Below are 25,541 nucleotides of genomic sequence, written 5' to 3'. Positions count from 1 at the left end.
TCCTGCGGCCCGGCCGTGACGGAGTGACGACGCCAGACCCGGCGAAGGTTCGCCGCGGGGTCCGCGTTCGCATGCCGGTCTCCAGTTCCGATCCCCCTGTTCTAACTCCCTTGCCGATCCGGTGTCCCAGGTCATGACGCTGCCCGCCGATCCGGCATCCGACGCCGAGGGCGGACGCGCGCAGACGCTGACCGCCGCCCTCATCGCCCGCCTCCTGGCCGGCTCCAGCGCCACCGCGGTTCTGGAGACGTGGTGCGCCGAGCGTGGGCTGTCGGAAGCCGGCCTCGGGGCCGAGCGGATCCCGGGACCGGAGAAGCCCCTGGGAGCCGCCCAGCGCCAGCGGCTCGCCCTCGCCGCCCGCGAGACCGTGCGCCACCGGCGCGTCCGCCTCGTCTGCGGAGCCCACATCCTCTCGCTCGCCGACAACTGGTACGTCCCCGGCCGTCTGACGCCGGCGATGAACCGGAGCCTCGACGCCACGCGGGTGCCGTTCGGCCGCGTGGTCCACGCCCTGGCGCCGACGCGCCGGACCCTCGCCGTGCGCCTCCGGTGGAGCACCCCCGTCGCCCCCGGGGCCGACGAGCCCCTGTTTTCCGTCTCGGCGCTCCTGGCGACGCCGGACGGCGTGCCGTTCTGCGAGGTCGAGGAGACCTATCTCGGGGCGGTTCTTCGCCTGTCCCGGGACGGAGCGGCCTAGCGCATTTTCCGCCGAAGTGGTTGCCGGCTTTCGGAAAAGGACGATGCTCTAAGTTCTTGTGTTCGCAGGGTGGTTTCGAAAAAACCGGCGTCCGCTTTCCCGCCTCATGCGCCGGGGCGCGGTCCGACGAAGGGTCGGCGGGTCGTCGAAGGGATACGGCGCCGCCACGACGAAAAATGCCCGATCCTGGCGGATCGGGCATGGAAGACGAACCGTCCTGGCAGGCCGCTCAGCGCGCGGCGAATTCCGCGAACGCGTCGTCCTTGGCGAGCCGCAGAAGATTCTGCCCGTAGGCGGTCTTGGCGAACAGGTTGCCGCGCGCGATGAGCTGCTCCTTGTCGATGAAGCCCTGCAGGTAGGCGATCTCCTCCAGGCACGCCACCTGAAGCCCCTGGCGGTGCTGGAGGGTGCGGACGAATTCGGCCGCCTCCAGCAGGCTGTCGTGGGTGCCGGTGTCGAGCCAGGCGTAGCCGCGCGACATCCGCTCGACATGGAGCTGGCCGCGTTCGAGATAGGCCTGGTTGACGGATGTGATCTCGAGTTCGCCGCGCGGCGACGGGGTCACGGCGGCGGCGATGTCGAGGACCTGGTTGTCGTAGAAATACAGGCCGGTGACCGCCCACGGGCTCTCGGGCTCCGGCGGCTTTTCGACGAGGCGCAAGGGGCGGCCGTCCTTGTCGAGGGTGACGACGCCGTAGGCCGCCGGATTGTCGACGTGGTAGGCGAACACCGTGGCGCCGGACGTGCGGGTGCGGGCGCGGGCGAGGAGCTCGCTCATGCCGTTGCCGAAGAACAGGTTGTCGCCGAGCACCAGGGCGACGTCGTCGGTCCCCACGAAATCGCGGCCGATGACGAAGGCCTGGGCGAGGCCTTCGGGGCGCGGCTGGATCGCGTAGGAGAACTGCAGGCCGAACTGCTCGCCGGTGCCGAACAGGCGCTTGTAGTTGTCGAGGTGTTCGGGGCTCGAAATGATCAGGATCTCGCGGATGCCGGCCAGCATCAGAACCGAGACCGGGTAGTAGATCATCGGCTTGTCGTAGACCGGCAGCAGCTGCTTGTTGATCGACAGGGTGGCCGGGTGCAGGCGCGTGCCCGATCCGCCGGCAAGGACGATGCCCTTCATGCCCGGGTCTCCGTTCTGGTGTGAACCGGCCCGACGAGCCGGTCGAGGATGTCGCCGAGGGCGGCTTCCCAAGGGCGCGGCACGATCCCGTAGGCCGCCGTCAGGCTCGCCGTGGAGAGCCGGGAATTGGCCGGGCGCCGGGCCGGCGTCGGATAGGCGCTGGTCGGGATGCCGGTGACCGGGATCGACCGGCCGCCGCGCGCGGCCGAGCCCGCCACGATGGCTTCGGCAAAGCCGGCCCACGTGGTCGCGCCGGCATTGACGCAGTGGAACGTGCCGGTGGGCGCGTCCGGCTCGGCCGCGAGCCGCAGGGCGATGGTGGCGCAGGTCTCGGCCAGATCCGTCGCCGAGGTCGGGCAGCCGTGCTGGTCGTCGACCACGGAGAGCGCGTCGCGCTCGGCCGCGAGCCGCAGCATGGTTTTCACGAAGTTGCCCCGGTGCGGGCTCACCACCCAGGCCGTGCGCAGGATCGCGTGGCGGGGGTTGGCCGTGCGCACCGCCATCTCGCCCGCCGCCTTGCTGGCGCCGTAGACGCTGCGCGGGTTCACGGGGGCGTCGGGAGCGTAGTCGCCCGCGTCGTCGCCGGCGAAGACGTAATCCGTCGAGACATGCACCAGCGGGATGCCGCGCGCCTGCGTGGCGGCGGCGAGGATCGCGGGGGCCAGGGCGTTGAGGCGCCAGGCCGCGACCACGTCGGACTCGGCCTTGTCCACGGCGGTGTAGGCCGCCGTGTTGATCACGGCCGAATACGCCGTGGCGTCGAGGGCCCGGGCGACGGCCTCCGCATCAGTGATGTCCAGCGCCGCCCGGTCGGGGGCATGGACGCGCACGCCGCCGCCCCAAGCATGGGCCTGCAGCTCGGTGCCGACCTGACCGGCGCCGCCGAGGATCAGGATCTCCATTCAGGAGGCTTTCGTCGCGGACGCCTGCGCGGCGCCGAGGCCGAGGCGCTCGCCGGTGTAGCGGCCCTCGCGGATCGGGCGCCACCACGCCTCGTTGTCGAGGTACCAGCGCACGGTCTCCTCGAGCGCCGTCTCGAAGTTCTTCGTCGGCGCCCAGTCCACCTCGGCTTCCGCCTTCGACGGGTCGATGGCGTAGCGCCGGTCGTGGCCCGGACGGTCGGCGACGTAGGTGATGAGGCGCTCGTGCGGCGCGTGCTCGGGGCGCAGGCGGTCGAAGGCGGCGCACAGCCCCTTCACCACCGCGAGGTTGTTGCGCACGGAGCGCCCACCGAGCAGGTAGGTCTCGCCGAGCCGCCCGTTCTTCAGCACGGCCACCAGCCCCTTGGCGTGGTCCTCGACGTGGATCCAGTCGCGCTCGTTCAGGCCGTCGCCGTAGACGGGCAGGTTCCTGCCCTCCAGGGCGTTGAGGATCATCAGCGGAATGAGTTTTTCGGGGAAGTGGCGCGGGCCGTAATTGTTCGAGCAGTTGGTGATCAGCACCGGCAGGCCGTAGGTCTCGTGCCAGGCGCGGGCGAGGTGGTCGGACGCCGCCTTCGACGCCGAGTAGGGCGAGCGCGGGTCGTAGCGGCTCTCCTCGGTGAAGAACCCGTCGGGCGGGAGCGAGCCGTAGACCTCGTCCGTGGAGACGTGGAGGAAGCGGAAGGCGGCCTTCGCCGCGCCGGTCAGCGCGTCCCAATAGGTGCGGGCGCCGTCGAGCATCACCTGGGTGCCGACCACGTTGGTGCGGATGAACGCGCCCGGATCGGTGATCGAGCGGTCGACGTGGCTCTCGGCGGCGAGATGCATCACGGCATCCGGCTTGAAGTCGGCGTAGAGGGCGTGGACCGCCTGCGGGTCGCAGATGTCGGCCTCGGCGAAGCGATGGCGCGGGTTCTCGGCCAGCGGCTGCAGGGAGATGGGATTGGCCGCGTAGGTCAGGGCGTCGAGGGTCAGGACGTCGTGGCCCAGATCCTGAACCAGATGCAGGACGAGGGCGGAGCCGATGAAGCCGCAGCCGCCGGTGACCAGGATGCGCATGCGTGTCTTCTCCCTAGAACCTTGCGATGGATTGTCAGAACGCGGCGCCGAGATCCGCGAAACGCGGGGCGGCGCGGTCCTTGTCCGACAGCACGGCGGCGGCCTCGTCCACGGGCCAGGCAATCGCGAGGTCGGGGTCGTTCCAGACCAGGTTGCGGTCGTGCGCCGCGCTGTAATACGCGCTGACCTTGTAGGCCACCATGGTGTCGGGCTCCAGGGTGCAGAAGCCGTGGGCGAAGCCGGCGGGCACGTAGAGCTGCTCCCCGCCCTTGGCGTCGAGGGTCACGGCGACGTGGCGGCCATAGGTCGGGCTGTCGCGGCGGAGATCCACGGCCACATCGAGGATGGAGCCCGCGAGCACCCGCACGAGCTTGGCCTGGGCCGCCGGGTTCAGCTGGAAGTGCAGGCCCCGCACGGTGCCGGTCTGGGCCGAGAACGACTGGTTGTCCTGCACGAACGGAACGTCGATCCCGCCGGCCGCGAGGGCATCCACGCGGAAGGTTTCCGAGAACCAGCCCCGGTCGTCGCCGAAGCGGTTGGGCACGACGCGCTTGACCGCCGCGATCTCCGTCTCGATCACCCGCATGGTGGATTCCGCTCCGCGCACCCGAAATTCGAACCGTCCTAGGCCGGGGTTCTCGCCGGGTTGTCAAGGCTGGGACACGACTTGAAGCGCTTCGGGCGCCGCTTGCCCAGCCCGTCGGGCCCGCGCTATGCCGCCCGCCCGCACAGGGCCTTCGAGGGAGATCGCACGATGACGACGATGACGAACCGGACCGCCCGCGCCGCGGCGGTCGCCCTCCTCCTCGCCCTCACGGGCACGGCCTCGGCCCAGAAGGCGCCCGACCCCACCGGCCTCTGGCTGACGGAGACGGGGGATTCCAAGGTCCGCATCGCCCGCTGCGGCGACGGCTATTGCGGCATCCTCGCCAGCGTCTCCGGCCCCGGCCTCGACGCTCAGAACCCCGACGCATCCCTGCGGGGCCGCAGCCTCATCGGCGTGCAGATCATGAATGCCAACCGCCCCAAGGGCGATGGGTTCGAAGGCTCGCTCTACAACCCGAAGGACGGCAAGACCTACGCCGGAAGCCTGACGCCGAAGGGACCGAACGTGGTCGAGGTCGCCGGCTGCGTCATGAGCGTGTTCTGCAAGACCCAGACGTGGAAGCGGGTGAACTGACGCCTGTAAGCGGATTGGCCGGCGCGGGTGACCGAAATCGGCCAAACTCGGCCGGTCGCCGACCGGGGGCGGATCACAGGCCAGAACCCTGTTTGTGCTTCGCCGGTTAGCCCGGCATCGCGGCGTTCCGGCAAAGCCGAGGCGGATCGTGCCGAACCGGCAAAGGCAGCGTGGGGAGAGGATTTCCTTGCCGCCATCGATGCCCGAAGGCTCCGGCGGACCGCCGCCGAACGGGGTGATCCCGATTCCGTCCGGCGCTTCAGTGCGCTCGCTGGTCGCCTGGACGCGTCCTCGTCCCGAGTACCTTGCCATCGCGACGACGGAAGGCGCTTTCGACCCATGACCTGACATCCGGGGAGGTTGGGCCTATATTGATTTTGAACCTCGGTGCAGAATGACCCGCCCCCTGACCTACTTCGCAACGGCCGGCCTCCCAAAGCGCCGCACGCGTGTCGCCAAGACGCGTACGCCTCTGGACGAACTGTCCATGGCTGTCCTGTCGGCTCCCATCACACTGGACGACGGCCGAACTCTGCCCATCGGCTCGCGTGGTGCCATCGTGTTCGTTTACGAGAACGGCGCGGCCTACGAATTCGAGTTCAGCGAACCATTTTCGACCGTCGTGACGATTGAAGCACAGCATCTTAAAGAGGCGATGCTTGCGTGACTGCCCGAGTTCCTGAACGCAGTGTGCCGCAGTTCAAGATTACCAAATACCTTCTCAATCCGGATCATGAAAAAGGTGCTGCCAAAGCGGCCTACTTCGCCCGCTTCGGCTTTTTGGCCGATCAATGGGAAGCCCTAGCAGACGGCTCTGCACGACCACCCGGACCGCAATCCAGTGGAGGACGTGATCCGAAGCCGTTGGGGGACGAAGTACGTGGTCCGATGCAACGTTGAGACCCCGGATGGACGCAACCCGTGCATCCTGTCCGTTTGGAACGTTCTACCCGGCACGACCAATGCGCTGTTCATCACCGCTTATCGAGGGGATTGATGCGCTCGCGCCGGATAGCGCTTCAAGCGTCCTTGTTTCTGAGCGTCACTCGAAGAAAGGCATTCACCCGGTCGCTGTCCGTCTCGTGACTTGAGAAGGGCGACGCCGGAGGTGGGTTTCGGCCCGGCTACCCCCCACGGCGAACGCCTTCCCATCACGGGAGCAGAGGCGCTCGGTCGCGTCGCGTCCGGGTTCAGCCGGCCAGCACGGCCCGGATCGCGTCCAGGGCACCTTGCGCCCCCGCCCCGTCCGGGCCGCCGGCCTGGGCCATGTCGCGGCGGCCGCCGCCGCCCTTGCCGCCGAGGTGGCCGGCGCCCGCCCGCACCAGGGCGACGGCGTCGAAGCGCTCGATCAGATCGGCGGTGACGCCGACGACGAGGCCGGCCTTGCCATCCGGCGCGACGCCGACCAGGGCGACGATGCCGGAGCCGATCCGGGCCTTGCCCTCGTCGGCGAGGGACTTGAGGTCGCGCATCTCGACGCCCTCGACCACGCGGGCCATGAGCTTGACCCCGCCGATTTCGGCGATCTCGTCGCCGCCCGAGCCGGCGCCGCCCATGGCGAGCTTCTTCCGGGCGTCGGTTAGTTCCCGCTCCAGGCGGCGGCGGTCCTCGATGAGGTTCGCCAGACGCTCGGGCACGTCGGCGGTCGCGGATTTCAGCAGCCCGGCGATCTGCGCCAGGGTCCGGCCCTCCTCGGCGCGGAAGCGCCGCGCCGCGCCCGCCGTCAGGGCCTCGATGCGGCGGACCCCGGCGCCCACCGCGCTCTCGCCCACCACCGAGACCTGCCCGATCTCGCCCGTGCGCGCGGCGTGCGTCCCGCCGCAGAGCTCGACCGAGAACGCCTTGCCGCCGCCTTCTCCGGGCAGGCCCATGGAGACGACGCGGACCTCGTCGCCGTACTTCTCGCCGAACAGGGCGCGGGCGCCCGAGGCCACGGCCTCGTCCTGGGCCATGAGCTTCGTCACCACGGGCGTGTTCTGCAGCAGCACCGCGTTGGCGATGTCCTCGACGGCGCGGATCTCGGCCTCGTCGAGGGGTTTGGGGTGGCTGAAATCGAAGCGCAGGCGCTCGGCCGAGACCAGCGAGCCCTTCTGGGCGACGTGGTCGCCGAGCACCTGGCGCAGGGCCTCGTGCAGGAGGTGGGTCGCCGAGTGGTTGGCCCGGATGGCGGCGCGGCGGCCGGCCTCGACGGCGAGCTCGACGGCCTGATTGAGGGACAGCCGGCCCTCGTCCACGGTGACGTGGTGGACGAACAGGTCGCCGAGCTTCTTCTCGGTGGCCGTCACCCGCGCCCTGAGGCCGCCCGCCGTGAGGGTGCCGGTGTCGCCGACCTGACCGCCGGATTCGGCGTAGAACGGGGTCTGGTTGAGCAACGCGAGGCCGGTCTGGCCGGCCTCCAGGGCCTCGACCTCGGCGCCGTCGCGAAGCAGAGCCGTCACGATTCCTTCGGCCGCCTCCGTCTCATACCCCAAAAACTCGGTGGCGCCGGTGCGCTCCCTGATCCCGTACCACACGGTCTCGGTGGCGGCCTCGCCGGAGCCCGTCCAGGCGGCCCGCGCGGCCTTGCGCTGGCGCTCCATGGCGGCCCCGAACGCGTCCGTATCGACGCCGATGCCGCGCGCCTTGAGGGCGTCCTGGGTCAGGTCGAGGGGAAAGCCGTAGGTGTCGTAGAGGGTGAACGCCGTCTCGCCCGACAGGTTCTGACCCTGCGCCAGCTCGCGGGTCTCGGCGTCGAGGATGGCGAGCCCCCGCTCCAGGGTGCGGCGGAACCGGGTCTCCTCCAGCCGCAGGGTCTCGCCGATGAGCGCTTCCGCGCGGGTGAGCTCGGGGTAGGCCTGCCCCATCTCGCGCACCAGGGTCGGCACGAGGCGGTACATCACCGGCTCGCGCGAGCCGAGCAGTTCGAGGTGGCGCATGGCCCGGCGCATGATCCGGCGGAGCACGTAGCCGCGGCCCTCGTTGCCCGGCAGCACGCCGTCGGCGACGAGGAAGGACGCGGCGCGCAGGTGGTCGGCGATGACCCGGTAGGAGGCGACGTTGCTGGGTTCGGGCGGGCGCCCGACGGCGTGGCTGACGGCGTCGATGAGGGCGCGGAACAGGTCCGTCTCGTAGTTGCTCGTCACCCCCTGGAGGATGGCGGCCATGCGCTCCAGGCCCATGCCGGTGTCGATGCTGGGCCGCGGCAGGGCGAGGCGGTTGCCCGGCTCGATCTGCTCGTACTGCATGAACACGAGGTTCCAGAACTCGAGGAAGCGGTCGCCGTCCTCGTCGGGGGAGCCGGGCGGTCCGCCCTGAAGGCCCGGGCCCTGGTCGATGAAGATCTCCGAGCACGGGCCGCACGGGCCGGTATCGCCCATCTGCCAGAAGTTGTCCGACGTGCCGATGCGGATGATCTTGTCGTCCGAAAACCCGGCGATCTTCTTCCAGAGCGCGGCGGCCTCGTCGTCGTCGGCGTAGACCGTCACCAGCAGGCGGTCCTTCGACAGGCCGAACTCCTTGGTGATCAGGGTCCAGGCGAGCTCGATGGCCTGCGGCTTGAAGTAGTCGCCGAAGGAGAAGTTGCCGAGCATCTCGAAGAAGGTGTGGTGGCGCGCGGTGTAGCCGACATTGTCGAGGTCGTTGTGCTTGCCCCCGGCCCGGACGCATTTCTGCGCCGTGGTGGCGCGGTCGTAAGCGCGCTTCTCGACGCCGGTGAAGACGTTCTTGAACTGCACCATGCCGGCATTGGTGAACATCAGCGTCGGATCGTTGCGCGGCACCAGCGACGAGGACGGCAGCACCGTGTGGCCCGCCGCTGCGAAGTAGTCGAGGAAGGTCGACCGGATCTCGTTGACGCCGCTCATCGCTGTAATGACTCTGTCGGTTGGCCCTGCCGGGTCGGTGCGGGCCGCCCCGAAGGCCGGAGCGCCCGCGCAACGGCTCGCAAGGCGAGCCGACCGCGCAGGCGTCTCATACGGAGGGTTCCGGCTCAAGTCACGGGCGGTTTCGCGTTTCGCACCGGCGGGTGCCCCTGGCGGGCGCAATGCATTAGGTACGGGGAATCACCGTTCACGAAGGACACACCGCCAACATGCCCGTCGAAATCCGCCTCCTCGCCTGGTCCTGCTTCCTCGGCCTCGTCCACGTCATCGCCGCCTCCTACAGCGGCCTGCAGCAGCGCGGCGGGTTCGCCTGGGCCGCCGGCAACCGCGAGGGCAAGACGCCCGAGGTGACGGGGGCCGCGTCGCGCCTGGAGAAGGCCTCGAAGAACTTCTTCGAGACGTTCCCGATCTTCGCCGCCCTGGTGCTCGCCTGCGTCGCCACCGGCCGCCACAACACCGCGGTGGTGCTGGGCGCCTACCTCTACTTCTTCGGGCGCCTCGCCTACCTGCCGGTCTACGGGCTCGGCATCCCCAAGGTCCGCTCGCTCCTGTGGGGCGTCTCGGTGGTCGGCATCCTGCTCGTGCTGTGGGGTCTGTTCATCAAGATCCTGCCGTACTGATACCCGCGATTCGGGCACCCGCGATCCGCGCCGCGTCTCGCGGGCATCCCGCCGCAAGTCTTGTGGAGACGGCCGACAAGCCGGTATCGTCCATCCGGCAACCGCCCCGATCACGCGGGCGGAGCCGGGAGAGAAGCCCATGCGATCCGTCCTCACCGCGACGCTGCTGGCCGGCGTCGCCGTCTGTCTGACCGGTTTCGGCGCCCTGGCGCAGGGCGCCGCCCCCGCCGAGACCAAGGCCAAGGCCGATGCCCTGGAAAAACTCCAGGGCATGCAGAGCACGGGCACGGCGGAAGCGCCCGAGATTCCCCAGACCGGCCGGCGCGCCGATGCGCTCCGCAGGACCCTCGCCAAGATCAAGCTCCCCGAGGGCTTCAAGATTGATCTCTACGCCGTGGTGCCCGATGCCCGCTCCATCGCGGTCGGCCCCAATGCGGGCGTGCTGTTCGTCGGCACCCGCAAGACCAAGGTCTACACGGTGACCGACCGGGACAAGGACCGGGTCGCCGACGAGGTCCGGGCCTTCGCGCCGGGCCTCGACTTCAAGATCCCCAACGGCGTCTGCTTCTCCAGGGACGGCGTGCTCACCATCGCCGAGCAGAACCGGGTGCTGTCGTTCCCGGCGGCCGAGTTCTTCTACGAGAGCCCCGACGTCGCCGCCGGCGTGCTGGTGAAGCAGGGCGCGCTGATCCCGGCCGCCGAGGAAAGCTACAACCACACCGCCCGGATCTGCCGCGTCGGCCCCGACGGCAAGACCTACATTTCCCTGGGCCAGCCCTACAACGTGCCGCCGGCGGACAAGCGCGACCTCTACGCGAAGACCGGCATCGGTGGGATCATCCGCCTCGACGCCGACGGCAAGAACCGTGAGGTGTTCGCCACGGGCATCCGCAATTCCGTCGGCATGGATTTCAGCCCCGCCGACAAGTCCCTGTGGTTCACCGACAACCAGGTCGACGGCATGGGCGACGACACCCCGCCGGGCGAACTCAACCGCGCGGCGAAGGCCGGCGAGAATTTCGGGTTCCCGTGGTACGGCGGCGGCACCGTCCGCACCGTCGAGTACAAGGACGAGACCCCGCCGAAGGACGCCGTGCTGCCCCAGGCCGAGCTGCCGCCCCACGCCGCCGACCTCGGCATGGCGTTCTACACGGGCAAGCAATTTCCGAGCTCGTATCGCGGCGGCATCTTCATCGCCGAGCACGGCTCGTGGAACCGCACCACGCCCGTCGGCGCCCGGATCATGTTCGTGGCGATCGATACGAACGGCAAGGCCGGCGCACCGACGCCGTTCGCGGAGGGCTGGCTCACGGCCGACGGCGAGTATCTCGGCCGCCCGGCGGACGTCGCCGTGTTCCTCGACGGCTCGCTGCTGGTCGCGGACGACACGGCCGGCGCGATCTACCGCATTTCCTACGAGGGGAAGTGATTTTTCGGGGAGGATGGGTGTGGCGCCCCGCTCTCTCCTGACCCCCGCTCTCGCAACTCTCGCGTAAGACGCGGGTCTCCTCTCCGTCCGGGCTACCGGATTCACACAACCCAGCCGTTGCCCACTTCATTGAGGGATCGCGTCAAGCATAGTGTCCGAGCGTCGGCGTAGAGCGCAGCGGCGCTCCCTCTCCTGGAAGGAGAGGGTTGGGGTGAGGTGTGCGAACTCTCCGGAAAACCCCCACACCTCACCCTGTCCCTCTCCTTCCGGGAGAGGGGACCCGCGCTCTCTGCGAGATGTGTGGGAGGCATGGCTCGCCGGGAGAGGAAATCCGCGCGTCTCGTCCCGGCGCTTTCGCCTCTCGAATGAGAGTCAGGGCGCGGATGCGTGATCGCCAATCTACCCGGAGCCCACATGACCCGTTCCGCTACCGTCCTGATCCTCGCCCTCCTCGCCACCCACCCGGCGCAGGCCGGCGACGCCAGGGCGGGCCGCAAGGCCGCCACCGCCTGCCAGACCTGCCACGGCATGGACGGGCTCTCGAAGCTCCCCGAGGCCCCGAACCTCGCCGGTCAGGTCGAGCCCTACCTCGTCAAAGTGCTCACCGAGTACCGCGACGGCCGGCGCACGAACGAGATCATGAACGTCGTCGCCAAGGGCCTGTCGGATGCCGAGATCGCCAACCTCGCGGCGTTCTATGCCGGCATCGCCATCGAGGTGCTGCCGCCGGGGTGAACCCGGCGGAGCCGCCGGGATGAACCCGACGGTGCCGCTGGAGTGAGCGCCGCGTCAATCGAGGCAGCGGGCGAAGGTGATCTGCCGGATCTGTTCCATGGCGGCGAAGCCCTCGGCGCGGGGGCTGAGCAGCTCCGGCCCGTCGGGCACCCGGCCGAAGAACCCGCTCGACAGGTCGACGACGAAGCCGCGCTCGCCCGTGTAGAGATCGTCGCGGTTCTTGACGTTGACGGAGCCGCACACCCACGGGCCGTCCGCCCGGCGCAGGACCGTCACCTTCGGGTCGAGGGCCTTGAAGCGCTGGGCGATGAGATCGAGGATTGTCCGCGTATCGGCCTTGCCCAAAGCCGCATCGGACCCGTCCTCGACGACCTGCGCCCACGCGGGGGGCGGGCCGACGAGCGCGAGGGCGAGGACACCGGTCAGGAACGCCCTTCTCATCGGCTGCTTCTCAAGGATGGGTCGGGGGGCGGTTCCGCCCGCCCCGGCAGTGACGCGAACCGGTGCCGGCCCACGCGTCGGGGCTCAGCGGCCCGATGTCCCGACGCGTTTCCCCTGCGGGGAGGCCGGCCTGGATTCGGCGATCAGGATGTCGAGGGACTGGCGCACGATCTCGACGGCGCCGACGCCCTTGGCATCCGCTTCGGCCTGGACCTGCGCCCGCTCCGCCGGGGGCATGCCGTCGAGCAGCACCTGCGCCACACCGGCGGAGGCATCCTTGTGATGTTTGGTCATCGAGACTGTGCCGGCTGCGGGGTTGCGAATATTGCGGGGTTGTAGATATGGACGACCACTAATCTGATAAATTTCTTATAAGGTAGTGTGCACGATCGATCCGATACGCAAGTCCACTGTCAGGAACCATGTCCTCGTCCGCGCCGTCAAGATCCCGACGTCGCGAAACGTCGGGATGGGCCCAGCCCCTCCGCCGTTCGCGTTCGGGCGATCGGATACCGGCTTCAGGCCGGGTCGATGCCGGGCAGGGCCGCCAGGGCGGCGGCGATCTCGTCGACGAGGAGGCGCACCCGCCGGATGCAGGTGCGGCCGGGGACGATGAGGATGGAGAGGGGGACCGGGTCCGGGGTGAAGCCCGGCAGGACGACCTCGAGGGCGCCCGTCGCCAGGAGGTCCTGCACGAGCCAGACGTGGCTCGCCGCGATCCCGCGCCCCTCGGCCACCGCTTCGCGCGCCGCCAGCCCGTGATCGATCAGCATCCGGCCATCGAACGGCAGGCTGGTCCGCGCGCCGTCCGGTCCGCGCAGCACGAGCGTCTCGCTCCCGGCGACGTTGCTCATGCGGATCGCTTCATGCCGCAGGAGGTCGTCGGGCCGGTCCGGTCGCCCATGGGCGTCGAGGTAGCCGCGCGACGCGACGAGGAGGCGGCGCGACAGGCCGATCGCCCGGCGGTGCAGGGTGCTGTCTTCGAGGGGGCCCAGGCGGATGGCGACGTCGGTCGCCTCGCGGACGAGATCGATCGGCGCGTCGCACAGGCTGAGATCGACGCGGATGCCCGGGTAACGGTCCTGGAACGCGAACAGCGCCCGGCAGACGTGGCGCACGCCCAGGGCGGCGGTGCACGAGACGCGCACCTGTCCGGTCAGGCCGCCCCCGGCGTTGCGGGCCTCGTCCGTCGCCTCGTCGACGAGGCGCAGGATGGCGCGCGCCTCGGCGTGATAGCGCCGGCCCTCGTCGGTGAGCGTGACCCGGCGGGTGGTCCGGCTGAGCAGGGTGACGCCGAGGGCGGCTTCCAATTCGGCGAGGTGTCGCGTGATGGTGGATTGGCCGACACCCCGCTCGCGGGCGACCGCCGACAGGCTGCCGCGTTCGACGACGCGAACGAACGAACTCATCCGCTCCAGGGTGACGAGCGACTTATCCAAGTTTTGGAATTGTCCTATTCATTGTCCCGCTCTACCGCACCAATGAAAACCTGCCTAGCCTCGGGCTTCGACAGTCGAGAGCCCCCGGCATGAACATCCTCATCGTCTCCGCCCACCCCGAGCCGGCCTCGCTGACCCATGCGCTGCGTGACGTGGCGGCAACGCAGTTGCGCGCCGACGGGCATCACGTCCGCCACACCGATCTCTATGCCGAGGGTTGGAAGAGCGCCGTCGACGGGGCCGATTTCCAAGCCCTGCACGGGGGCACGCACCCGCGCGAGACCCCGCGCCTGCACGTGCCGGCGGCCTCCGGTGCGGCCTTCGCCGCCGGAACGCTGACCGACGATGTCCGGGCCGAGCAGGCCAAGCTGCTGTGGGCGGACGCCCTGATCCTGGCGTTCCCGCTCTGGTGGTTCTCCATGCCGGCGATCCTGAAAGGCTGGATCGACCGGGTCTATTCCTTCGGGTTCGCCTACGGCGTCGGCGAGCACAGCGACACCCGCTGGGGGGACCGCTACGGCGAAGGCACCCTCGCGGGCAAGCGCGCGATGCTCCTCGTGACGGCCGGCGGCTGGGAGGCGCATTATGGCCCGCGCGGCATCAACGGGCCGATGGACGACCTGCTGTTTCCCATCCACCACGGCGTGCTGTTCTATCCCGGCTACGCGGTCCTGCCGCCGTTCGTCGTCTACCGCGCCGACCGCCTCGACGACGCCGCCTTCGACGCCGCCGCGGACGCCCTGCGGACCCGCATGCGCGGGCTGTTCACCACCGCGCCCATCGCGTTCCGGCGCCAGAACGGTGGGGACTACCTGTTCCCGTCCATGACCCTGGACCCCGGGATCGTGTCCGCGACCGGATTCGCCGCCCATGTGCGCGACCCGGAGCCGGAGGCCGATTAGGGCCCCGCCCCATCGCCCTCCGGAACGACGCAAAAAGCCGCCGGGTCCGGACCCGGCGGCTTTTTGCCTACACGCGACGCTTCAGGAACTCATACGATTTCCGGGTGATCCGTTCGGCTTCTGGCAGGCGCGGGTCCCCACACCTTCCGGGAGAGGGACAGGGTGAGGTGTGCGAACTCTCCGAAAAGGTCCCACACCTCACCCCAACCCTCTCCTTCCAGGAGAAGGAGCCTGTCGCGAGCGCACGATCCGAAGTGATCAAGCGGAGGCCGTATCAGGCCTCGCCCTCGTCCAGATCGTCCTCGGTGGGCTTGGCCGTATCCAAAATCTTGTCGGCCAGGATGCCGGAATTCTGGCGGATCGAGGCCTCGATCTTGGCCGCGATGTCCGGGTTGTCCCGTAAGAAGCCCTTGGAGTTCTCGCGGCCCTGGCCGAGGCGCTGGCTGTTGTAGGAGAACCAGGCGCCCGACTTCTCGACGATGCCGGCCTTGACCCCGAGGTCGATGAGCTCGCCGACCTTGGAGACGCCCTCGCCGAACATGATGTCGAACTCGACCTGCTTGAACGGCGGGGCGACCTTGTTCTTCACCACCTTGACGCGGACCTGGTTGCCGATGGCCTCGTCGCGGTCCTTCAGGGTCGAGATGCGCCGGATGTCGAGGCGCACGGAGGCGTAGAACTTCAGGGCGTTGCCACCCGTGGTGGTCTCCGGCGAGCCGTACATGACGCCGATCTTCATGCGGATCTGGTTGATGAAGATCACCATGCACTTCGAGCGCGAGATCGAGCCCGTGAGCTTGCGCAGGGCCTGGCTCATGAGCCGGGCCTGGAGGCCGGGCTGGCTGTCGCCCATCTCGCCCTCGATCTCGGCGCGGGGCGTCAGCGCCGCCACGGAATCGACCACGAGGACGTCGATGGCGCCCGAGCGCACCAGGGTGTCGGTGATCTCCAGCGCCTGCTCGCCGGTGTCGGGCTGCGAGATCAGGAGATCGTCGAGCTGCACCCCGAGCTTGCGGGCGTAGATCGGGTCGAGGGCGTGCTCGGCGTCGACGAAGGCGCAGACGCCGCCCTTCTTCTGGGCCTCGGCGATGGTGTGGAGCGCCAGCGTGGTCTTGCCCGAGGATTCCGGGCCGTAGATCTCGATGACGCGGCCGCGCGGCAGGCCGCCGACGCCCAGCGCGATGTCGAGGCCCAGCGAGCCGGTGGAGACCACCTCCACCTCCGCCACCTGGGCGTTCTTGCCCAGCCGCATGATCGAGCCCTTCCCGAAGGCCCGCTCGATCTGCGACAGCGCGGCGTCGATCGCCTTCGCCTTGTCCTTGTCCACCATGGGAGCGTCCACAACTTTCAGCGCGGGCTGGGCCATTCGTCGGCATCCTTATGCATGGGGTGGGAGCAAGGCTCAATGCGCCCCGGATGACGATTGATGTACTCGTTTTGTTCTCATCGTGCAAGGCCGGCGCCCGCGGATTCCCGCGAACGCCGGCACAACGCCCCGCACAAAATCAGCGCGCGATAGTCTCCTTCACCGTCTCGACGAGCTGCTTCAGGCTGAAGGGCTTGGGCAGGAAGTTGAAGTCCTCGCCGTCGGGGAGGTTCTTGCGGAACGCGTCCTCGGCGTAGCCGGAGACGAAGATCACCTTGAGGTCGGGGTGGTGCTTGCGCAATTCGCGCAGGAGCGTCGGGCCGTCCATCTCGGGCATCACCACGTCGGAGACGACGAGGTCGATGACCTGCGTCTTGTCCTCGATGATCTTGAGGGCGTCGAGGCCCGAGGCCGCCTCCAGCACCGTGTAGCCGCGCGCCGAGAGGGCGCGGCTGTTGACGGCGCGCACGGGGTCCTCGTCCTCGACGAGGAGGATGACGCCCTGGCCGGTGTGGTCCGGCGCCGGCTTGCGCGGCGACGGGGCCGCGAGTTCGGGCGTGCCCTTGAGGCGGTGGGCGGCGATCTCGCCCGTCGTGCTGGCGGCGGGGAGCGGCACGGGTTCGGGCTCGGCCGCCGGCTCGTGGCGCGGGAAGTAGATGCGGAACGTGGTGCCCTCGCCCACCGTGGAGCGCACGTCGATGGTGCCGCCGCTCTGCTTGACGATGCCGAACACCGTCGAGAGCCCGAGGCCCGTGCCCTTGCCGATCTCCTTCGTGGTGAAGAACGGCTCGAAGATCTTCTCCATGACGTCCGGCGGGATGCCCTGCCCGGTGTCGATGACCTCGATGAGGACGTGGTCGCCCGCCGGCATGCCGAGGCGGGCCTCCGCCGGGGTGGCATCGTGCACCACGTTGGCCGTGCGGATGAGGAGGCGCCCGCCCTCCGGCATGGCGTCGCGGGCGTTGACCGCGAGGTTGACGATCACCTGCTCGAACTGGTTCACGTCGGCCTTGATCGGCCAGATCTCGCGCCCATGCTTGAGGTCGAGGTCGACCCGCTCGCCGAGCAGGCGCTTGAGCAGCAGGGTGAGGTCGGACAGCGCCTCGCCGACGCTCATCACCTCGGGCCGCAGGGTCTGGCGGCGGGAGAAGGCCAGCAGCTGCCGCACCAGGCTGGCGGCCCGGTTGGCGTTCTGCTTGATCTGCATGATGTCCTGGAAGGCCGGGTCCGTCGGCCGGTGGCTCGCCAGCAGCAGGTCCGAGTAGCCGATGATCGCCTGGAGGACGTTGTTGAAGTCGTGGGCGATGCCGCCAGCGAGCTGGCCGACCGTGTCCATCTTCTGGGCCTGGGCCACCTGCTGCTCGAGCTGGCGCTGGGCGGTGGTGTCGAGGGCGTAGAGGATCACCCGCTCGCGGTCGCCGGATTCGTCGGGGCGGCCGCCCTCGGCGGCGCCCTCGACGCCGGCCGGGCTGAGCCAGACCCGGGCCGAGCGGTTGCCGGGGCCCGTCAGCATCACCTCGATGGGCTCGATGGCGGCCAGGCCCTCGGCGGCCTTGGCGAGCGCCGTCTCCAGGGCGGCCCGGTCGCGCTCCACCAGGGCGTCGCAGACCGTGGGTTCGGCCTCGAGGCTGCCCTGCCCGTCCGGCATCGCCTGGCGCGGGGTGCCGCCGAACAGGCGCGCGAACGAGGCGTTGGCCCGGGCGATGTGGCCGCCGTGATCGACGGTGGCGATGGCGATGGGGCTGTTGTTGAGGAAGCGGGCGAGGCGCACCTCCGCGGCGCGCTGGGGCTCGTCGGTCTCGGCCCCGGCCGAGCGGTTGAGGACGATGGTGCGCGACGGGCCGGGCCTGCCGTCCTGCCCGAAGGCGACGCGGTGGTAGAGCCGGGCCGGGAGCGGATGGCCGTTGCGGCGGCGCAGATCGAGGTCGAACCGGTCGGTGCGGACCTCCCCGGGCAGGCCGCCCGTGGCCGTGAGCACGTCGGCGCCGGGCGCGATCTCGGGCAGGCGCAGGCCGCCGGAGCCGACCGTGGCGAGGTCGTAGCCGAGCCAGGCGGCGAGGGTCGCGTTCATGTAGACGACGGACCCGGCCGGATCGATGGAGAGGAAGCCGGCCGGCGCGTGGTCGAGGTAGTCGATGGCGTGCTGGAGCTCCTGGAAGACGTTCTCCTGGCGCTCGCGCTCGTGGGTGATGTCGGAGACGCTCCACAGGGCGGCGGACCGGCGCGGCCGGTCGATGGGGCGCACGGCGATGCGGTACCAGGCGAAGGCCCGGTCGCCGGCCCCGTCGGGGGGCGGCGCCATGCGGATCTCCTCGCCGTGGCCGAGCCCCTCGCGGGCGGCCTGGGCGAGGCGATAGACCGCCTCCGACACCTCCGGTGAGCCGACGAAGACCCGTTCCACGGGGCGCAGGTTGGCGAAGGTCTCGCCGCCGGCGATGCGCAGGTACGCCTCGTTGGCGTAGATGAGGCGGCCGCCCTCCTCCACCACGATGGTGCCCTCGGGGGACGCGTCGACGATGGCCTTGGTGATGTCGTCGCGCCCGGTCTGGCCGGCGAGCTGGAGGGCGCCGATGGCGAGCGCGAACAGGCAGAACACGCCCGCCATGGCGAGGAGCGCCAGCAGGCCGAGGATGAGTGGCTGGGCCTGCTCGTTGGCGACGAAGGACAGGCCGACGGCCGCGCCCACGAGGAGTCCGGCCAGGACGAGGAGCAGCCCGACGCGGCCGGGCCGCTCGGACCGGTCGATCGCGTTCGGCGCGGCCTTGGTTGGTCCGCTGAACTCAGCCATCCCGGGTCGATCCACCTGTCTTGTGACACCCGGTTAGCGCCCGGTCCGCCCGTGCGGCAAGGGTCATCCCGCCACGGCGTCCGACAAAATACGGGGAAAAAGGTGCACAAACCGTGGTGCTTGGCCGATGCGGCGCACAGCCGCGATGCAGACGCGTCCCGGAAGAATGGCGGTGCGGTGAACCCCATTGGTCGCGGCCTGCACGGGTCCCCTCTCCTGGAAGGAGAGGGACAGGGTGAGGTGTGTGACCTTTTTGGAGAGTTCGCACACCTCACCCCAGCCCTCTCCTTCCAGGAGAGGGGGCCTGTCGCGCTTCACGCCGGCCCATGGCGACTTGCGAGAGCGGTGATCGGGCGAAGGTATGACGAGAGTCTCAGGGGCGTGGAGACCGCTCACGCCGCCCGGCGCCGCAGGCGCATGACGAAGCCGATCACCTCGGCGACCGCGCGGTAATGCTCGGCCGGAATCTCCTCGTCGATGTCCACGGTGGCGTGCAGCGCGCGGGCGAGGGGCGGGTTCTCCAGCACCGGCACGTCGTGCTCCTTGGCCAGCGCCCGGATGCGCAGCGCGAGGGAATCGACGCCCTTGGCGACGCAGATCGGCGCCTGCATCCCGGCCTCGTAGCGCAGGGCCACGGCATAGTGGGTCGGGTTCGTGACGATGACGGTGGCGGTGGGCACGGCGGCCATCATGCGCTTCTTCACGCGCTGGGCGCGGATCTGCTTCATGCGGCCCTTCACCTCGGGGTTGCCGTCGCTCTCCTTGTGCTCCTGCTTCATCTCCTCCTTGGACATGCGCAGCTTCTGGCGCCACTTGAAGCGCTGGTAGACGGCGTCGCCGAGCGCGATGGCGACGAACACCGCCAGCATGCCGCCCATGAGCTTCAGGCACAGGGACAGGATCGCCGCGAGCGTCGCCGACGGATCGAGGCGGACGAACACCTCGAGGCGGTCGCGCTCGCCCCACAGGATGGTGCCGCCGACGATTCCGACCATGGCGAGCTTGGCCAGACCCTTGATGAACTGGAACAGGGCCTCCATGCCGAAGATGCGCTTGGCGCCGGCCATGGGGGAGACCCGCTCCCACTTGAGGCCGATGGCCTCGGTGGAGAACACCAGGGGGTGCTGGAGGAGGCCGGCCGCCAGCCCCGCCACCACCACGAGGCCGATGGGGATGGCCAGCGCCTGGGCGTAGAGGAGCATCGTGCGCAGGCCCATGGCGGCGTAGACGTGCGGGTCGGACGGGACCGCGTGGGCGTTCATGAGGAAGCCGCGCATGCCGGCCACGAGGTCGCGCGCGATGGACCCCGACGCCATCACCAACGCGAGGGTGAAGGCCGCGAGGATGAAGAACGTGTTGATCTCGACGGAGTTCGGGACGTTGCCCTGCTCGATCGCCTTCTCGATGCGCCGCGGTGTCGGGTCTTCGGTCTTGTCTTCCTGTTCCGCGCCCTCGGACATGGCTCAGACCGTTCCGCGGGGGGTGGGGAGATGAGTCCGAGTGGGGAGGCTCCGATCTCCCCGACGCGCCGCGCCACGAGGCGCATTCGCAGAATTGGGTGAGACACCGCCGTGCTCCCTCTCCTGGAAGGAGAGGGTTGGGGTGAGGTGTGGGACCTTTCCGGAGAATCCGCACACCTCACCCTGTCCCTCTCCTTCCAGGAGAGGGGACCCGCGCCGCCCTCGGGAGGTCCCGACGACGCGAGCGATGGCGAAAGGCCCCGTCACCGCCCGGCCAGATCCGAGAGGTAGTGGCCGATATTGTCCAGAAACACCGCCATCATCACGCCGAGGCTGCCGAGCAGCACCAGCATGCCGATGAGGACCGAGGCCGGCACCGCGACGAAGAACACCTGCATCTGCGGCATCAGCCGGGCCAGCACGCCGAGGCCGACGTTGAACAGGATGCCGAAGGCGATGAACGGCGTCGAGATCTGCACGCCGAGGGCGAAGCCCCGCGCGATCGCCTTCAGGGCGAGGGCCGCCGCCTCGCCGAGGCCCGGGATGCCATCGGGCGGCAGCAGCACGTAGCTGCGGCCGATGGCGTAGAGGGCGACGTGATGCAGGTCGGTCGCCACGATCAGGGTGACGCCGAGCAGCGCCAGGAAGTTGCCGATGGCGGTCTGCTGGCCGCCCTGCGTCGGGTCCACGGTCATGGCGTAGGACAGGCCGAGCTGCTGCGACACCACCACGCCGGCGGTCTGCAGGGCGGCGAGCACCATCCGGACGGTGAGCCCGAGCACCAGCCCGACCAGCACCTCGCCGAACAGCAGCGCGACGAGCCCCGGCCCGGCGATGGCCCCGCCCTGCATCGGCAGCAGGGGCCGCACGGTCGGGAACAGCACGAGGGTGAGCAGCAGGGCGAAGGCCAGCCGCAGGCGCGGCGACACGAGCTGCTCGCCGACGCCCGGCATCAGCATCACCAGGGTCCCGACCCGGGCGAAGGTGAGCAGGAAGGCCGCCGCGATGCCGGGCAGGAGCAGGTTCATGACCCGTCATAGCAGGCTTCACCCGCCGGCGACGATGCGCGCGGCGATGCGGGTCATGTAGCCGCCGAGCGCGTCGCCCATGAAGGGCAGCATGAACAGCAGGGTGGCGAACACGGCCACGATCTTGGGCACGTAGATCAGGGTCTGTTCCTGGATCTGGGTCAGGGCCTGGAGCAGCGAGATCACGAGGCCGACCAGGAGGGCGACGAGCATGATCGGCCCCGCGACCTTGAGGAACACGAAGATCCCGTCGCGCGCGACGTCGATAATGGCGAGGCCGGTCATGCTGGTTTCGATTCTCGAGTCCGGGGGATCGTCGAGGCCGTCCATCCAGAGAGGGTGGCCGCTTTGGGGTCGTCCCGCAGGCAGCGCGGGTCCCCTCTCCTGGAAGGAGAGGGACAGGGTGAGGTGTGCGAACTCTCCGGAGATGTCCCACACCTCACCCCAACCCTCTCCTTCCAGGAGAGGGGGCCTGTCGCGTTTCACGCCGCCCCCGTCATGACGTCCGAAAACCAGCCACCGAGCGGGTGTCCGGTCCCGGAAGCCCCCGAGTGGAAGGGCGCGCGCTGTTCGTCCTAGATCTGCATCCGCATGATCTCCTCGTAGGCCGAGATCATGCGGTCGCGCACGGCCACCAGGGTCTGGAGGGCGGTCTCGCTCTCGGCCACCGCCGTGACCACGTCGACGACGTTGGCCTTGCCGCCCGCCACCGCCAGGGCCTGGGAATCGGCCCGGCGCCCGGCGTCGCCGACGGAATCCAGGGTCGAGGACAGCAGCGAGCCGAAGTTCATGCCCTGCGGGTTGGCGACCGGCGCGGCCTTGGCCATGGCGCCCTTGGCGCCGATGTTCTGGATCGCGGCGTAGGCGCCGGCGGCGAAGGCGTTGGTGGCCATGGCGGAGGGTCTTTCGGGCGCAGGGTCTTATGGGCAGGGGGCGGCGGGCCGGAGGGTCGATCAGGCCTTGAGGATCTCGAGGGTCTTGGCCACCATCCGGCGGGTGGCGGTGACCATGTTGAGGTTGGCCTCGTAGGAGCGCTGGGCCTCGCGCATGTCCATGTTCTCGATGAGCCCGTTGACGTTGGGCAGGCTCACGTCGCCCTTCGCGTTGGCCGCGGGGTTGCCCGGATCGTGCTTGACGCGGAACGGCGCGGAATCGCGGCGGACCCGGCCGGTCTCGACGAGGCTCGCCCCGGTCTCGCGGTCGATCTGCTGGGTGAAGGTCGGGATCTTGCGGCGGTAGGGCTCGCCGCCCGGCGAGGTCGGGGCCGATTCCGCGTTGGCGATGTTCTCGGCGATGACCCGCATCCGGCTCGACTGGGCCTTGAGGCCGGACGCCGCGGTGGTGAGGGATTTGAGGAAGTCCATGGCGCTCTCGCGGGTTCAGGGGGACGCGGTTCAGCGCTTGCCGATGGCGATCTTCAGGGTCTCGAGGCTCTTCTGGTACATCGACGAGGCGAGCTGGTAGTCGGCCTGGTTGTCGCCGGCCTTCATCATCTCCTCCTCGAGGTTCACGCCGTTGCCGCTCGGGCGGATCTCGAAGCCCTTGACCCGGCGCGGATCGGCGCCCGGTCCCTCCCCCGCCTGGGCCAGGGCGATGTGGGACGGGCTCGTGACGGCGAGGCCGGCGCCGGACGCCCCCACGGGCTGGGCGAGCGCCATGGCGCCGAAGCTCGCCGCGCCCCCCATCCCGGCGGCCGCACCCGCCCCGGCGCCGCGACCGAGATCGGGGTTCGCCAGGTCGCGGGGCTTGAAGCCCGGCAGGTCGGCGTTGGCGACGTTCTCGGCGAGCAGCTTCTGGCGGGTCTGGTGCCACTGCATCCGGGTGCGCAGCATGCCGAGGATGGGCAGGTCGGTGACGGACACGGCGTGGCTCCAGCCCCCGCACCCGGTCAGATTTGCCGGGCGATGGGCAAAATCTGCCGCCACCATGGTTAACGTCGCGTTAAGACCCCGCGCCGACGCCACTCTTCGCCGGTGCGTGAAGGAGCTGTTAACGAAGTCTTAACGTTATTGCCCCGGCCCGGCGGGAGCGTGATACTGCTGCGGTCAGCGTTGCGTCGGGCCGGTGGCCCCCAAAAAGCGAGAGACCCCGGTCTTGTCTTCGTTCTTCAGTTCAGACGGTTCTTCGACGATCCAGTTTGCGATCATCTTCCTCGTCATCTTCGCGGTGCTGGCGGCCGTGGTGTTCGCCTTCCGCCGCCTGACCGGACGGGGCCATGCCCTGTCCTCGAAGCTCGGGGCCCGCGGCCGCCAGCCCCGCCTCGGGATCGTCGACATCTACGAACTCGACCGGCAGCGTCAGCTCATCCTGCTGCGCCGAGACAACGTCGAGCACCTGCTCCTCGTCGGCGGGCCCAACGACGTGGTGATCGAGCGCAACATCTCGCGCGGCGTCGGCGCGCGGCTGGGCACCGACGAAGCGGCCCGCCCCGAGCCCGAGGCGGAGCCGGCCGCCTCCCTCGAGCCGCCCCGCTACCCGCCGGCCTTCGAGCCCGCCTTCGAGATGCCCGTGGTGGTGGCCCCGCCCGTGCCGGGCTCGACGGCGCGGCCGGCGAGCGTCGGCCGGCCCCTCGACCTGTCCGGGCCCGATGCGCCGGACCGGACCGACCCGGTGCGGGCGCCCGATCCCCTCGAGATCTTCGAGCCGCAGCCGGATTTCGAGCCGAGACGCGACGGCGCGTCCGCACGGTCGTCCGACGCGACGGTCGTCCCGCCCCGTCCACCGGCCGAGCCCCCCGCGGCGTCGCGCCCGGCCCGGCGCCTGCCGCCGTCCCTCGCCAACCTCGTCCCCGGCGCGGCCAAGCGCGCCCGCGCCGCCGAGGAGGCCTCGGCGGCGGAGGTCCGCTCCGAGCCGCCACCGGTCCCGGCCCCCTCGATCCCCGCACCCCCGGTCCGGGATTCTTCAAGCCGGGATTCTTCGGTTCTCGCGCCCCCCGCGCCGCGCAGCTTCGATGCGGCGATCCTCTCCGACATGGCCCGTCAGCTCGAAGAGGCGGTGCGGCGCCCGTCCTCGGCGGTGATGCCAGCCCGTTCCGCCGAGACCGAGGCCCCGTCGCCCGAAATCTCCCAGCCCGAGATCTCCCCGTCCGAAAGCCCCTCGCCCGAGCCCGTCGAGCCGACCTTCGTCGCCGCCCCGGCGGCTCCCGTGCCGGTGCCTCCGCCGGTCTCGATGGCCGGGCCGAATCCGCAGCCCGAGGTGGCGTCGTTCACGGAGGTCGCGCCCGCGGAGCCGAGCTCCGTCGCGCTCGCGGTTCTGATCCCCGATTTGCAGGAACCGGCGCCCGTCGAGCACCCCGTTGATCCCGCCGTCGATCCTATGGCTGCCGCCATGGCGGCGACGGCGGAGGTGACCGAACCCGACGCGCCCGCGACCGACGACCTGTTCGAGGCGGACCGTCCCACCCCGGTCGCGGACCGTTCCGCACCCCCGGTGGACCGTTCCGTCTCGCCCGCGGGCCGTTCCGCGCCGACACCGGACGGAACGGCGTCCGCCCCCGCGATTCCGGCACCGCCCGACCCCGCGCCGGCCCGTCCGGCCAGACCGAACGCGGCCCCCAATCCGTTCTCCGTCGAGGAGATCGAGGCCGAGTTCGCCCGTCTCCTCGGCCGGCCCCTCGACAAGAAGAACTGACCCGCGGGCACCGCCCCGGCCATGACGCCGACAGTTTTCCGGCGGAAGACGGCTTGCCCTGGAGCGTCGGCCCATCCGATTCTCCGGGCTATCCCCTTCGGAAACCAGATGATTCGCCTTCCGCTCCGCCTCCCGCGCCTCGCCGCCGTGTCGACGCTCGCGGCCCTCGGTCTGACCCTGGCGGCGGGCGGTGCCGCGGCCCAGAGCCTGTCCGTCGATCTCGGTGCCGGCGGCGTCACGGAGCGGGCGCTGCAGCTCGTCGCGCTCATCACGGTCCTGGCGCTCGCGCCCTCGGTCCTCGTGATGGCGACCTCGTTCACCCGGATCGTGGTGGTGTTCTCGATCCTGCGCTCGGCCCTCGGAACCCAGAGCGCGCCGCCCAACGCCGTCGTCACGAGCCTGGCCCTGTTCCTCACGGCCTTCGTCATGGCCCCCGTCGGCCGGGAGGCCTACCGGACCGGGATCGAGCCCCTCATCGCCGGCCAGATCACCCAGAGCGTCGCCTTCGAGCGGGCCTCGGCGCCGTTCAAGGCGTTCATGCTGAAAAACGTCCGCGAGAAAGACCTCAAGCTTTTCCTCGACATGGCCAAGGTGCCCACCCCCTCGGGGCCCGAAGCCATCGGCCTTGAGATCGTCACCCCGGCCTTCATGATCTCGGAGCTGCGGCGCGCCTTCGAGATCGGATTCCTGCTGTTCATCCCCTTCCTGATCATCGACCTCGTGGTGGCCTCGATCCTCATGGCGGTGGGCATGATGATGGTGCCGCCCGCCACCGTGGCCCTGCCGTTCAAGCTGATCTTCTTCGTCCTCGTCGATGGCTGGACCCTGGTCGCCGGCTCCCTGGTGCAGAGCTACGGCACCTGA

General features: G+C 70.0%; 27 protein-coding genes. 11 read left to right on the top strand and 16 right to left on the bottom strand.

Annotated elements, in window-relative coordinates; all coding sequences use genetic code 11:
* Nucleotides 1-133 precede the first annotated feature (133 nt).
* Nucleotides 134-697 (top strand): hypothetical protein, encoded by a 564-nt coding sequence (locus MKK49_RS18880; protein WP_244031228.1) that lies wholly within the window; start codon nt 134-136, stop codon nt 695-697.
* A gap of 229 nt (nt 698-926) precedes the next feature.
* Here MKK49_RS18880 and rfbA read toward each other — a convergent pair whose 3' ends face one another.
* From rfbA to rfbC, 4 genes are read right to left on the bottom strand one after another with little or no spacing between them, the layout of a single operon-like run.
* A complete protein-coding gene (gene rfbA, locus MKK49_RS18875) occupies nt 927-1,820 on the bottom strand; it encodes a glucose-1-phosphate thymidylyltransferase RfbA (protein ID WP_244031227.1) in 894 nt (297 codons plus the stop codon).
* Complete coding sequence (gene rfbD, locus MKK49_RS18870) at nt 1,817-2,722, bottom strand: dTDP-4-dehydrorhamnose reductase (protein WP_244031225.1); 906 nt, start codon at nt 2,720-2,722, stop codon at nt 1,817-1,819. The genes rfbA and rfbD overlap by 4 nt, the downstream gene beginning before the upstream one ends.
* A complete protein-coding gene (gene rfbB, locus MKK49_RS18865) occupies nt 2,723-3,799 on the bottom strand; it encodes a dTDP-glucose 4,6-dehydratase (protein WP_244031223.1) in 1,077 nt (358 codons plus the stop codon). It abuts the gene before it with no gap.
* 34 nt (nt 3,800-3,833) lie between these two features.
* On the bottom strand, nt 3,834-4,385 hold the full coding sequence (gene rfbC / locus MKK49_RS18860) for a dTDP-4-dehydrorhamnose 3,5-epimerase (protein WP_244031222.1): 552 nt from the start codon (nt 4,383-4,385) through the stop codon (nt 3,834-3,836).
* Between the two features lie 168 nt (nt 4,386-4,553).
* On the opposite strand from rfbC, the gene MKK49_RS18855 reads away from it, so the two are divergent.
* The 4 genes from MKK49_RS18855 to MKK49_RS24845 all read left to right on the top strand — a co-directional run bounded on the left by MKK49_RS18855 (nt 4,554) and on the right by MKK49_RS24845 (nt 5,976).
* Nucleotides 4,554-4,979: a DUF2147 domain-containing protein gene (locus MKK49_RS18855; protein ID WP_244031221.1), complete on the top strand. Its 426-nt coding sequence runs from the start codon at nt 4,554-4,556 to the stop codon at nt 4,977-4,979.
* 394 nt (nt 4,980-5,373) lie between these two features.
* Nucleotides 5,374-5,646: a DUF4926 domain-containing protein gene (locus MKK49_RS18850; protein WP_244031220.1), complete on the top strand. Its 273-nt coding sequence runs from the start codon at nt 5,374-5,376 to the stop codon at nt 5,644-5,646.
* A gap of 23 nt (nt 5,647-5,669) precedes the next feature.
* Nucleotides 5,670-5,879: a DUF6883 domain-containing protein gene (locus MKK49_RS18845; RefSeq protein WP_244031219.1), complete on the top strand. Its 210-nt coding sequence runs from the start codon at nt 5,670-5,672 to the stop codon at nt 5,877-5,879.
* Nucleotides 5,821-5,976, top strand: coding sequence for a DUF6883 domain-containing protein (locus MKK49_RS24845; protein ID WP_409565099.1), 156 nt, complete (start codon nt 5,821-5,823; stop codon nt 5,974-5,976). Before MKK49_RS18845 ends, MKK49_RS24845 begins: the two co-directional genes overlap by 59 nt.
* Before the next feature lie 193 nt (nt 5,977-6,169).
* Here the strand turns inward: MKK49_RS24845 and alaS are convergent, their stop codons facing one another.
* On the bottom strand, nt 6,170-8,821 hold the full coding sequence (gene alaS, locus MKK49_RS18840) for an alanine--tRNA ligase (RefSeq protein ID WP_244031218.1): 2,652 nt from the start codon (nt 8,819-8,821) through the stop codon (nt 6,170-6,172).
* A 227-nt stretch (nt 8,822-9,048) separates the two neighbouring features.
* Between alaS and MKK49_RS18835 the strand changes: the two genes are divergently transcribed.
* The 3 genes from MKK49_RS18835 to MKK49_RS18825 all read left to right on the top strand — a co-directional run bounded on the left by MKK49_RS18835 (nt 9,049) and on the right by MKK49_RS18825 (nt 11,623).
* Nucleotides 9,049-9,459: an MAPEG family protein gene (locus MKK49_RS18835; RefSeq protein ID WP_244031217.1), complete on the top strand. Its 411-nt coding sequence runs from the start codon at nt 9,049-9,051 to the stop codon at nt 9,457-9,459.
* 139 nt (nt 9,460-9,598) lie between these two features.
* Nucleotides 9,599-10,888 (top strand): PQQ-dependent sugar dehydrogenase, encoded by a 1,290-nt coding sequence (locus tag MKK49_RS18830; protein ID WP_244031215.1) that lies wholly within the window; start codon nt 9,599-9,601, stop codon nt 10,886-10,888.
* Between the two features lie 414 nt (nt 10,889-11,302).
* Nucleotides 11,303-11,623 carry a c-type cytochrome gene (locus tag MKK49_RS18825; RefSeq protein WP_244031213.1) on the top strand — a complete coding sequence of 107 codons (321 nt, stop codon included), beginning with the start codon at nt 11,303-11,305 and terminating at the stop codon, nt 11,621-11,623.
* A gap of 54 nt (nt 11,624-11,677) precedes the next feature.
* On the opposite strand, the gene MKK49_RS18820 is transcribed toward MKK49_RS18825, so the two are convergent.
* The 3 genes from MKK49_RS18820 to MKK49_RS18810 form a co-directional block, all read right to left on the bottom strand.
* Complete coding sequence (locus MKK49_RS18820) at nt 11,678-12,064, bottom strand: hypothetical protein (RefSeq protein ID WP_244031211.1); 387 nt, start codon at nt 12,062-12,064, stop codon at nt 11,678-11,680.
* 84 nt (nt 12,065-12,148) lie between these two features.
* Nucleotides 12,149-12,358 (bottom strand): hypothetical protein, encoded by a 210-nt coding sequence (locus MKK49_RS18815; protein ID WP_244031210.1) that lies wholly within the window; start codon nt 12,356-12,358, stop codon nt 12,149-12,151.
* A 224-nt stretch (nt 12,359-12,582) separates the two neighbouring features.
* On the bottom strand, nt 12,583-13,503 hold the full coding sequence (locus MKK49_RS18810) for a LysR family transcriptional regulator (protein WP_244031209.1): 921 nt from the start codon (nt 13,501-13,503) through the stop codon (nt 12,583-12,585).
* 89 nt (nt 13,504-13,592) lie between these two features.
* Here MKK49_RS18810 and MKK49_RS18805 point away from each other — a divergent pair, with 89 nt between their 5' ends.
* The gene (locus tag MKK49_RS18805; RefSeq protein ID WP_244031208.1) at nt 13,593-14,405 is read left to right on the top strand and encodes an NAD(P)H-dependent oxidoreductase; all 813 of its coding nucleotides are present in this window, start codon (nt 13,593-13,595) and stop codon (nt 14,403-14,405) included.
* A gap of 274 nt (nt 14,406-14,679) precedes the next feature.
* On the opposite strand, the gene recA is transcribed toward MKK49_RS18805, so the two are convergent.
* From recA to flgB, 8 genes are all read right to left on the bottom strand, one after another.
* Nucleotides 14,680-15,771 carry a recombinase RecA gene (recA, locus tag MKK49_RS18800; protein ID WP_244031207.1) on the bottom strand — a complete coding sequence of 364 codons (1,092 nt, stop codon included), beginning with the start codon at nt 15,769-15,771 and terminating at the stop codon, nt 14,680-14,682.
* Nucleotides 15,772-15,910: 139 nt separating this feature from the next.
* Complete coding sequence (gene cckA / locus MKK49_RS18795) at nt 15,911-18,559, bottom strand: cell cycle histidine kinase CckA (RefSeq protein WP_244031206.1); 2,649 nt, start codon at nt 18,557-18,559, stop codon at nt 15,911-15,913.
* A gap of 392 nt (nt 18,560-18,951) precedes the next feature.
* Nucleotides 18,952-20,019 carry a flagellar biosynthesis protein FlhB gene (gene flhB, locus MKK49_RS18790; protein WP_244031205.1) on the bottom strand — a complete coding sequence of 356 codons (1,068 nt, stop codon included), beginning with the start codon at nt 20,017-20,019 and terminating at the stop codon, nt 18,952-18,954.
* Nucleotides 20,020-20,282: 263 nt separating this feature from the next.
* Entirely contained in the window at nt 20,283-21,047 is a 765-nt protein-coding gene (gene fliR / locus MKK49_RS18785) for a flagellar biosynthetic protein FliR (protein ID WP_244031204.1), read from the bottom strand.
* An 18-nt stretch (nt 21,048-21,065) separates the two neighbouring features.
* Nucleotides 21,066-21,332, bottom strand: a complete 267-nt coding sequence (fliQ, locus tag MKK49_RS18780; protein WP_244031203.1) for a flagellar biosynthesis protein FliQ — start codon at nt 21,330-21,332, stop codon at nt 21,066-21,068.
* Between the two features lie 290 nt (nt 21,333-21,622).
* On the bottom strand, nt 21,623-21,940 hold the full coding sequence (fliE, locus tag MKK49_RS18775) for a flagellar hook-basal body complex protein FliE (RefSeq protein WP_244031201.1): 318 nt from the start codon (nt 21,938-21,940) through the stop codon (nt 21,623-21,625).
* Nucleotides 21,941-22,000: 60 nt separating this feature from the next.
* Entirely contained in the window at nt 22,001-22,411 is a 411-nt protein-coding gene (flgC, locus tag MKK49_RS18770; RefSeq protein WP_244031200.1) for a flagellar basal body rod protein FlgC, read from the bottom strand.
* A 30-nt stretch (nt 22,412-22,441) separates the two neighbouring features.
* A complete protein-coding gene (flgB, locus tag MKK49_RS18765; RefSeq protein WP_244031199.1) occupies nt 22,442-22,909 on the bottom strand; it encodes a flagellar basal body rod protein FlgB in 468 nt (155 codons plus the stop codon).
* A 232-nt stretch (nt 22,910-23,141) separates the two neighbouring features.
* Here flgB and MKK49_RS18760 point away from each other — a divergent pair, with 232 nt between their 5' ends.
* Both MKK49_RS18760 and fliP read left to right on the top strand, forming a co-directional pair.
* Nucleotides 23,142-24,677 (top strand): hypothetical protein, encoded by a 1,536-nt coding sequence (locus MKK49_RS18760; RefSeq protein ID WP_244031198.1) that lies wholly within the window; start codon nt 23,142-23,144, stop codon nt 24,675-24,677.
* A 108-nt stretch (nt 24,678-24,785) separates the two neighbouring features.
* Nucleotides 24,786-25,541 carry a flagellar type III secretion system pore protein FliP gene (gene fliP / locus MKK49_RS18755; protein ID WP_244031197.1) on the top strand — a complete coding sequence of 252 codons (756 nt, stop codon included), beginning with the start codon at nt 24,786-24,788 and terminating at the stop codon, nt 25,539-25,541.

This window comes from Methylobacterium sp. J-090 (assembly GCF_022829345.1).
GTDB lineage: Bacteria > Pseudomonadota > Alphaproteobacteria > Rhizobiales > Beijerinckiaceae > Methylobacterium.
The sequence above is the reverse complement of the archived record's forward strand: the minus strand, read 5'-3'. Positions and strand labels throughout refer to the sequence as shown.

Excerpts from the sequence above, each read along its gene's own strand:
- fliE (WP_244031201.1), bottom strand. The coding sequence starts at position 21,940 with ATGGCCACCAACGCCTTCGCCGCCGGCGCCTACGCCGCGATCCAGAAC.
- MKK49_RS18820 (WP_244031211.1), bottom strand. The coding sequence starts at position 12,064 with ATGAGAAGGGCGTTCCTGACCGGTGTCCTCGCCCTCGCGCTCGTCGGC.
- MKK49_RS18805 (WP_244031208.1), top strand. The coding sequence starts at position 13,593 with ATGAACATCCTCATCGTCTCCGCCCACCCCGAGCCGGCCTCGCTGACC.
- recA (WP_244031207.1), bottom strand. The coding sequence starts at position 15,771 with ATGGCCCAGCCCGCGCTGAAAGTTGTGGACGCTCCCATGGTGGACAAG.
- rfbD (WP_244031225.1), bottom strand. The coding sequence starts at position 2,722 with ATGGAGATCCTGATCCTCGGCGGCGCCGGTCAGGTCGGCACCGAGCTG.
- fliQ (WP_244031203.1), bottom strand. The coding sequence starts at position 21,332 with ATGACCGGCCTCGCCATTATCGACGTCGCGCGCGACGGGATCTTCGTG.
- flhB (WP_244031205.1), bottom strand. The coding sequence starts at position 20,019 with ATGTCCGAGGGCGCGGAACAGGAAGACAAGACCGAAGACCCGACACCG.
- MKK49_RS18830 (WP_244031215.1), top strand. The coding sequence starts at position 9,599 with ATGCGATCCGTCCTCACCGCGACGCTGCTGGCCGGCGTCGCCGTCTGT.
- MKK49_RS18850 (WP_244031220.1), top strand. The coding sequence starts at position 5,374 with ATGACCCGCCCCCTGACCTACTTCGCAACGGCCGGCCTCCCAAAGCGC.
- alaS (WP_244031218.1), bottom strand. The coding sequence starts at position 8,821 with ATGAGCGGCGTCAACGAGATCCGGTCGACCTTCCTCGACTACTTCGCA.
- MKK49_RS18825 (WP_244031213.1), top strand. The coding sequence starts at position 11,303 with ATGACCCGTTCCGCTACCGTCCTGATCCTCGCCCTCCTCGCCACCCAC.
- cckA (WP_244031206.1), bottom strand. The coding sequence starts at position 18,559 with ATGGCTGAGTTCAGCGGACCAACCAAGGCCGCGCCGAACGCGATCGAC.
- fliR (WP_244031204.1), bottom strand. The coding sequence starts at position 21,047 with ATGAACCTGCTCCTGCCCGGCATCGCGGCGGCCTTCCTGCTCACCTTC.
- MKK49_RS18835 (WP_244031217.1), top strand. The coding sequence starts at position 9,049 with ATGCCCGTCGAAATCCGCCTCCTCGCCTGGTCCTGCTTCCTCGGCCTC.
- rfbA (WP_244031227.1), bottom strand. The coding sequence starts at position 1,820 with ATGAAGGGCATCGTCCTTGCCGGCGGATCGGGCACGCGCCTGCACCCG.
- rfbC (WP_244031222.1), bottom strand. The coding sequence starts at position 4,385 with ATGCGGGTGATCGAGACGGAGATCGCGGCGGTCAAGCGCGTCGTGCCC.
- rfbB (WP_244031223.1), bottom strand. The coding sequence starts at position 3,799 with ATGCGCATCCTGGTCACCGGCGGCTGCGGCTTCATCGGCTCCGCCCTC.
- flgC (WP_244031200.1), bottom strand. The coding sequence starts at position 22,411 with ATGGACTTCCTCAAATCCCTCACCACCGCGGCGTCCGGCCTCAAGGCC.
- fliP (WP_244031197.1), top strand. The coding sequence starts at position 24,786 with ATGATTCGCCTTCCGCTCCGCCTCCCGCGCCTCGCCGCCGTGTCGACG.
- MKK49_RS18880 (WP_244031228.1), top strand. The coding sequence starts at position 134 with ATGACGCTGCCCGCCGATCCGGCATCCGACGCCGAGGGCGGACGCGCG.
- MKK49_RS18815 (WP_244031210.1), bottom strand. The coding sequence starts at position 12,358 with ATGACCAAACATCACAAGGATGCCTCCGCCGGTGTGGCGCAGGTGCTG.
- MKK49_RS18855 (WP_244031221.1), top strand. The coding sequence starts at position 4,554 with ATGACGACGATGACGAACCGGACCGCCCGCGCCGCGGCGGTCGCCCTC.